This is a genomic window from Paracidovorax citrulli, assembly GCF_900100305.1.
GTDB lineage: Bacteria > Pseudomonadota > Gammaproteobacteria > Burkholderiales > Burkholderiaceae_C > Paracidovorax > Paracidovorax citrulli.
The window spans coordinates 111,283-117,630 of the sequence record NZ_FNEY01000014.1 but is presented as its reverse complement, the minus strand read 5'-3'; the positions used below and the strand labels follow the sequence as shown (position 1 = coordinate 117,630).

Sequence of the window (6,348 nt, the reverse complement as noted above, 5' to 3'; positions counted from 1 at the left end):
TTCATGAAGGTAGTAGGAGGCTGTGTAGTTGTGGTCGAAGGTCTGCGTGGTGGGCAACGCGAAGCGTTGTCCACGGCAAGCGGGCCGGTGCGCGCAGCGCATCGTCCACAAATGCACAGCCTTGCAGGTGCCTTCAGGCGCCGGCCCGCTGCCGTGTGTTTCACCCCGGGGGCGAAGAGCGAGAAGCCAGTTGGCACGATACGGACAAGCATTCAAAGACAGAGCGGTGGGCAGGTTGCTGCCACCGCACAGCGCCACGCCCGACGAGCTGGCGCGTGAGATCGGCGTGAGTGCCAGCACGCTGGAGCGTTGGCGTGCAGATGCGCTGGCCCAGCCTTGGACTTCGCTGTGCTCATGTTGCCTGCCGCTGCACGGGTGCTGGCTGCGGCGGGAAGTTCATAACACGCTCTAAGCCCGTTTGGCGTCGCTGCCGGACCTCGTCGTATCACGCGTACTGCTGGACGGGGATATTGGTTTATTGATAATTTCGTATCCAATTGGCTCAAATTAGTTCATACCCAAAATATAGGAATCACGCGCGCTCTCATTTTTCAATATCGAATCGTGCGCTCCACCTCTCAAATAGAACCACTCCTAGCATGACAATCCTAAGAGCGAACGCAAAAGCGATCAACATACAAACTGGCGCGACCAGAATCATTCCTAATCCAAGACTTGAGCCGAATATCTTCGCGGCCAACCAGTACAACCCTAGAGATCCATACCAAAATGCGGGAAAGCATAGCATAAAGGCCAGCCCAATCGTCAATGTGCCCACAAGAATTCGCATCATTCGGCATCCTACTCCCTGCCCAATCCGGTCCGGCACAGAATTTTAATTCACCCCTCGAGCAGTCATTGTCCAATTGGCCGGCAAGACCGAAATTCAAGGCGATTTTCTATCCGAATTTATCTCCACGCGGCAGAACCCCCAGGACTCCCAAGCTACTGCTCCACTGCCCAGCCAGGAAGCGAGCCTGCGCCGAAACCTGGCAAACTTACTTCAACAATTCCAGCAACGCCTTCGCCGCCGCCTCCGACGACGCCGGATTCTGCCCCGTCACCAGCATCCCATCCGTCAGCACGAACGGCGCCCAGTCCGCCCCCTCGGCGTACTCGCCGCCGTTGGCCTTGAGCATGTCCTCCACCAGGAACGGCACCACCTTTGTGAGCTGTACGCCCTCTTCCCTCGCTGTGGGTGAAGCCCGTCACCTTGTGATCAGCGCGATGGACTGCGCGTCTTCGATCAGTTCCCGCAGCGGGCTGTGGCCACCGGGATAAAACACGGCGCCCAACTCTCCGGCGCGCACGCTGGCGAGCGACACGGCGGTGGCCAGTTTGCTGCGTGTCGGCATCGGCCTTGAAACGGCGCGTGGCATCGGTCCGGGCGCGCCAACCCTGTCTGGCGAATACCGCTTGGGCCATCCCCTTTTCTTCACGCCGATGTCACGCCCGGCTGATCCACTGGCGCCAATTCACCGCTGCTCCATGGGAATGCGCCCCGGCGAACGCTTCAACACCTGCACCCACCTGTTGGGGTTCGCGTTGGCTATCCCAGGCGTTCCCCTCATGCTCATCGTCAGCCTGCCCACCGGGGACGTGGGCAAGATCGCTGGGGGGCTGGTTTTTTCGCTGTCCTGCGTTGCACTGTATGCGGCATCCACCTTTTTCCACAGCTCGCATGGGGCCGCGAAATTGTGGTGGCAGCGGGCGGACCACTGCGCCATCTACCTGCTCATTGCCGGCAGCTACACACCCTTCGCATTGGTCGCGGCGCGGGGTGCCTGGGACTGGGCCGTGCTGGTGGCGGTGTGGATCATCGCCTTGCTGGGCATCGCGCGCGAACTTGGCGTCGTTTCTCCAGCACCACCCCTGTCACTCTACATGGGCATGGGCTGGGCCATGGTGGCCGCTGCCGTACCGCTGCTGGCCCGGATCGACGCCATAGCGCTGCGGTGGCTGCTCGCCGGCGCAGTCTTCTACACGGTGGGCACGGTCTTCTACGTCAATCGCGCCGGCTATCGCCATGCGCATGGGGTCTGGCACCTGTTTGTCCTGGGTGGAACGGCGAGCCACTATGCAGCGGTGGTCAGCGTCGTGGCCTGACCGCGGGTCGCGGCGCAGGAAGCAGCCTGGGCCACCACGGGTTACGGCTCCCACGTCGCGCAGGTTTTTTCACCTGCGGGCTGATTTCTGAGCATAGGCTGCCGCATCGGCTCTGGCGAGCAAGTCGCTCAAGCCGATGCCGCCGGGAGAGACTTCGTAGCCCAGGGAAACCCCGACCCGGACCGCCGCGGTGTGCAACTGGATGGGCTCGCACAGCACATGCTGCAGACGAGTGCACACGGAGCGAGCGGTATCAGCGTCCGACACTCCGGAGAGAACCACGACAAACTCGTCCCCGCCGACTCGCGCCACCAGGTCGCCATCCCGGCATTCACGCAACATGCGCTTTGCGGTGACCATGAGAACTTCGTCGCCGGCCTGGTGCCCATAGGTATCGTTGACCGGCTTGAAATCGTCCAGATCGAACGCGACAACGGTCAGAGGGTAGCCTGCGAGGCTCGTGAATCGCTCTTCCAACGCCCGGCGGTTCAGCAAACCCGTGAGCGGGTCGCAGTCTGCCGATTCGCTGAGAGTCTCGATTCGCGTGGTGCTGCGGCGGAAAAGGGCTGCGGCATAGGTGACGCTCCAGACAAGAAAAATGATGAACGCCGCGCCACCGAGGGTCGCCCCTATGATCAACCGCCTGTACTCGCGTGCCCTTTCCTGCGTCCGGGCTTGCAAGAGCAAGCGCTCTTCGGCCTCCATCGCCATCAGTTGCTGCCGTAGGACCTTTGCCGAGTCCTGGGAAATTCGGGGCGCCAGACTGGCGAGCAGAGCCAACGGTCCATCGCGTTCTGCGATCACTGCGGTGCTGTTCATCCACCCGACAACCTCTGCAGTTTCCGCTCGCAGAGCAAAAGCCCGGTCGCTTTGCCTGGGGTTGTCTTGAACGAGCTCTTCAAGACGTTCGGAAGCGTCGGTAGCACCCCTTGCTGCGGCGCGGGCTCGCTCCAGATACGGAAGAGCTGGAGAAATTGCATAGTTACGTAACGCCAAACCGCCCCGGAGCAATTCGGTTCGTACCGCACTGATTCTGTCCAAAACCTCATGGGTGTGCTCCACCCAGTCGCTCGCTGCGTTGAATTTAGCAGCTGTCCAGACCAGCATGCCTGCTCCCACCACTCCCAGAAGCAGTGCCACCACCTGCACTACCACCAGCATTCGTGCAATTGGCCGAAGCATGCGAGCTGTCGGCGGAGAGTTCGGGGACGGTCGCATGGCAGTGAGTATGGAGGGCCATTGTAGTCACGCTCTGCAGTTGCCGCCTCCCGGAGGCTTCTTCCGCTCATCGGGCAGGCGCCCTTGGCGTGAAGTTCACCCCAGCAACCGCAGCAACGCCTTCGCCGCCGGCTCCGACGACGCCGGATTCTGCCCCGTCACCAGCATCCCATCCGCCAGCACGAACGGCGCCCAGTCCGCGCCCTTGGCGTACTCGCCGCCATTGCCCTTGAGCATGTCCTCCACCAGGAACGGCACCACCTTCGTGAGCTGCACACCCTCTTCCTCGCTGTTGGTGAAGCCCGTCACTTGGCGCCCCTTCACCAGCGGCTCGCCGCCCGGTGCCTTGGCGTGGCGCAGCACGCCGGGGGCGTGGCAGACCAGGGCCAGCGGCTTCTTGGCGGCGAAGGTTTTTTCGATCAGCGCGATGGATTGCGCGTCCTCGGCCAGGTCCCACAGCGGGCCGTGGCCGCCGGGGTAGAACACGGCATCGAAGTCTCCGGCGCGCACGCTGGCGAGGGGCACGGTGGTGGCGAGTTGCTGCTGCGCCTCGGCATCGGCCTTGAAGCGGCGCGTGGCGTCGGTCCGGGCGCTCTCGTCGTCGCTCTTGGGGTCGAGCGGCGGCTGCCCGCCTTCGGGGGATGCGAGGGTGATCTCCGCGCCCGCGTCCTTGAAAACGTAATACGGCGCGGCGAATTCCTCGAGCCAGAAGCCGGTCTTCTTGCCGGTGTCGCCGAGGCGGTCATGGGACGTGAGAACCATCAGGATGCGGGCCATGGGGTGTCGCTTTCGTCGAGTGGGGAAACACAACACTCCACCGTAGCGCAATCCCCCCTGCCCACGCACCCATGGCGCCGCGTTCGCGGCGCCGGCCTACAGCGCCGCCGCGCAGCCGCTCAGCCGCTCAGCCGCTCAGCCGCTCAGTCCAGCTTCACGCCGGCCGCCTGGATGATCGGCCCCCAGCGCTTGGCCTCGCCGCGCGCCATGGCGCGGAACTGCTCGGGCGTGCCGGGCAGCGCCTCCATCCCGAAATCCTGCATGCGCTGGACGACGGTGGGCGCGGCCAGGGCCTTGTTGATCTCGCCGCTCAGGCGGGCGACGACGGCCGGGGGCAGGCCCGCGGGGCCGAGCACGCCCTGGAACGCATAGACCTCGGCATCGGGCACGCCCACTTCGGCGAGCGTGGGCAGCTGGGGCAGGCTGGCGGCTCGGCGGCCGGAGCCGATGGCGAGCGCGCGCACCTTGCCCGACTGGATCACCGGCAGGCCGGCCGCCAGGTCGAGGAACATGCACGGCACCTGGCCGCCCATCACGTCCTGCAGCGCCGGGGCCGCGCCGCGGTAGGGGATGTGGGTCAGGAAGGTCCTGGTGCGGTTCTTGAACATCTCCATCGCCAGGTGGTGGGGCGATCCATTGCCGGGCGATGCGTAGCTGAGCTTGCCCGGGTTGGCGCGCGCATAGGCGATGAATTCCTGGAAGGTGCGCGCCTCGAAACCCGGATGCACCACCAGCGCGAGGGGGAAGCGCGAGAGGCCGCCGATGTAGGTGAAGTCCTTGTCGGGACTGAACGGCAGCTTGCTGAACAGGTGCTCGTTGTAGGCCAGCAGAGCGTTGTCGGCCGACATCAGCGTGTAGCCGTCGGGCTTGGCGGTGGCGACCAGTTGCGCGCCGATGTTGGTGGAGGCGCCGGGGCGGTTGTCCACCACGATCTGCTGGCCCAGCGGCGTGCGCAGCGCCTCGGCCACGGTGCGCGCGAGCACGTCTGTGCCGCCGCCGGCCGGATAGGGCACGACCCAGCGGATGGGCTGGGCGGGGTAGTCGGCCTGGGCGCGCGCCCAGGGCTGGACGGCCAGGGCGGCCGCGGCGGCGGCGCTGCCCAGCAGGGTTCTGCGGTGCATGTGTTGTCTCCTGTTGTTGTCTTCACTCGAAAATCAGGGCCGCGCGGGCCATTCCACGCGCTCGACCCGGAAGCCCTCGCGGGCCAGCAGCGTCGGCAGGCCCTGGGGCCCCACCATGTGCAGCGCGCCCACGGCCGCGAACACGCTATGGCCCGCGCGGTGCTCGGCCACGATGGCGCGCGCCATTCCCGGGTTGCGCGCCACCACCAGCTGCTCGAAGGCCTGGCGCTCTTCGGGGGTGCGCTGGCAGCCGCACCACTGGCCGTAGGTTTCCAGCAGGTTGGCGCGCCCGTCGGACCAGGCCGTGGCGAGCGTGGTGAGGGTCTCGCGCGCGGAATGGTTTTCCAACTGGTCGAGGCCGGAGGCGACGGCGGCCGCGGTTTCCTTCGGGTCGTCGGACGCCAGCGTCTGCACCTGCAGTTCGACCGACTCCAGGGACACCACGGGCTTGTGCAGCCCGCGGGCCAGCCCGGCCAGCACGACGTCGATGCCATAGGCGGGATCGAAGCCTTCGCGCCGCGCGGACATCACCACCAGCGACGAAACCTGCAGTTCGGGCCGCATCTGCTGCACGGAGGGGTCGGCGCAGGCGGCATCGCGCTGCGCGGCCAGGCGGCGCTCCAGGTCCGGGGGCAGCGGCGGGGCGTCCGCCGGCTTGCGCAGGGCGGCCTGCAGCTTCTGCACCACCGTGGGGTCCAGCAGGTCCATCTCCAGCGCCACGCGGTCGCTGGCGCGCACGGCGGCCATCACCGTGGGGCCGGGCAGCATCCAGCCGCGCCGGGCGGCATGCACCGTGCCGTAGAGCCAGCTCGTGCGTCCGTCTTTTTCCACGCGCCACAGCAGGCCGCGGTCGCGGGCCTTCTGCAGCGCCTGGGGAATGCCGGCGGGATCGAGCGGCTTGGGCAGCGGGGGGCAGTCGGCCCGCCGGGCCGCATGGGCCGGCGCGGGCACGGAAGCCGCGGGGCGGGCAGCGGAGGCCGAGGCGGAAGCGGGTGCGGACGCCGGCACGGCGGCGGGCGCGGTCGATGGCACGGTCGCCGGAGCGGGCTGCGCCGGGACCATGGCCGGCGCCAGGCAGAAGAGCCCGGCGGCGGCCAGCCGGCGCAAGGCGGCGGGCAGGGTCATG

The 6,348-nt window shown here is 66.5% G+C and carries 5 protein-coding genes and 2 pseudogenes; 2 read left to right on the top strand and 5 right to left on the bottom strand.

Annotation, left to right across the window (positions count from 1 at the left end):
- Positions 1-190 precede the first annotated feature (190 nt).
- Positions 191-346, top strand: a pseudogene (locus BLR99_RS23115) (transposase); the annotation flags it as partial.
- A gap of 652 nt (positions 347-998) precedes the next feature.
- Here the strand turns inward: BLR99_RS23115 and BLR99_RS22270 are convergent.
- Positions 999-1,389 (bottom strand): annotated as a pseudogene (locus tag BLR99_RS22270) (type 1 glutamine amidotransferase family protein); the annotation flags it as partial.
- A 54-nt stretch (positions 1,390-1,443) separates the two neighbouring features.
- Between BLR99_RS22270 and trhA the strand changes: the two are divergent.
- The gene (gene trhA, locus BLR99_RS11695; protein WP_011793907.1) at positions 1,444-2,106 is read left to right on the top strand and encodes a PAQR family membrane homeostasis protein TrhA; all 663 of its coding nucleotides are present in this window, start codon (positions 1,444-1,446) and stop codon (positions 2,104-2,106) included.
- Between the two features lie 69 nt (positions 2,107-2,175).
- On the opposite strand, the gene BLR99_RS23465 is transcribed toward trhA, so the two are convergent.
- The 4 genes from BLR99_RS23465 to BLR99_RS11675 all read right to left on the bottom strand — a co-directional run bounded on the left by BLR99_RS23465 (position 2,176) and on the right by BLR99_RS11675 (position 6,347).
- Complete coding sequence (locus BLR99_RS23465; protein ID WP_074687184.1) at positions 2,176-3,267, bottom strand: GGDEF domain-containing protein; 1,092 nt, start codon at positions 3,265-3,267, stop codon at positions 2,176-2,178.
- A gap of 153 nt (positions 3,268-3,420) precedes the next feature.
- Positions 3,421-4,101: a type 1 glutamine amidotransferase domain-containing protein gene (locus BLR99_RS11685; RefSeq protein WP_011793905.1), complete on the bottom strand. Its 681-nt coding sequence runs from the start codon at positions 4,099-4,101 to the stop codon at positions 3,421-3,423.
- Between the two features lie 143 nt (positions 4,102-4,244).
- On the bottom strand, positions 4,245-5,222 hold the full coding sequence (locus tag BLR99_RS11680; RefSeq protein WP_011793904.1) for a Bug family tripartite tricarboxylate transporter substrate binding protein: 978 nt from the start codon (positions 5,220-5,222) through the stop codon (positions 4,245-4,247).
- Positions 5,223-5,255: 33 nt separating this feature from the next.
- Positions 5,256-6,347 carry a TraB/GumN family protein gene (locus BLR99_RS11675; protein ID WP_011793903.1) on the bottom strand — a complete coding sequence of 364 codons (1,092 nt, stop codon included), beginning with the start codon at positions 6,345-6,347 and terminating at the stop codon, positions 5,256-5,258.
- Between the last annotated feature and the right edge of the window lies 1 nt (position 6,348).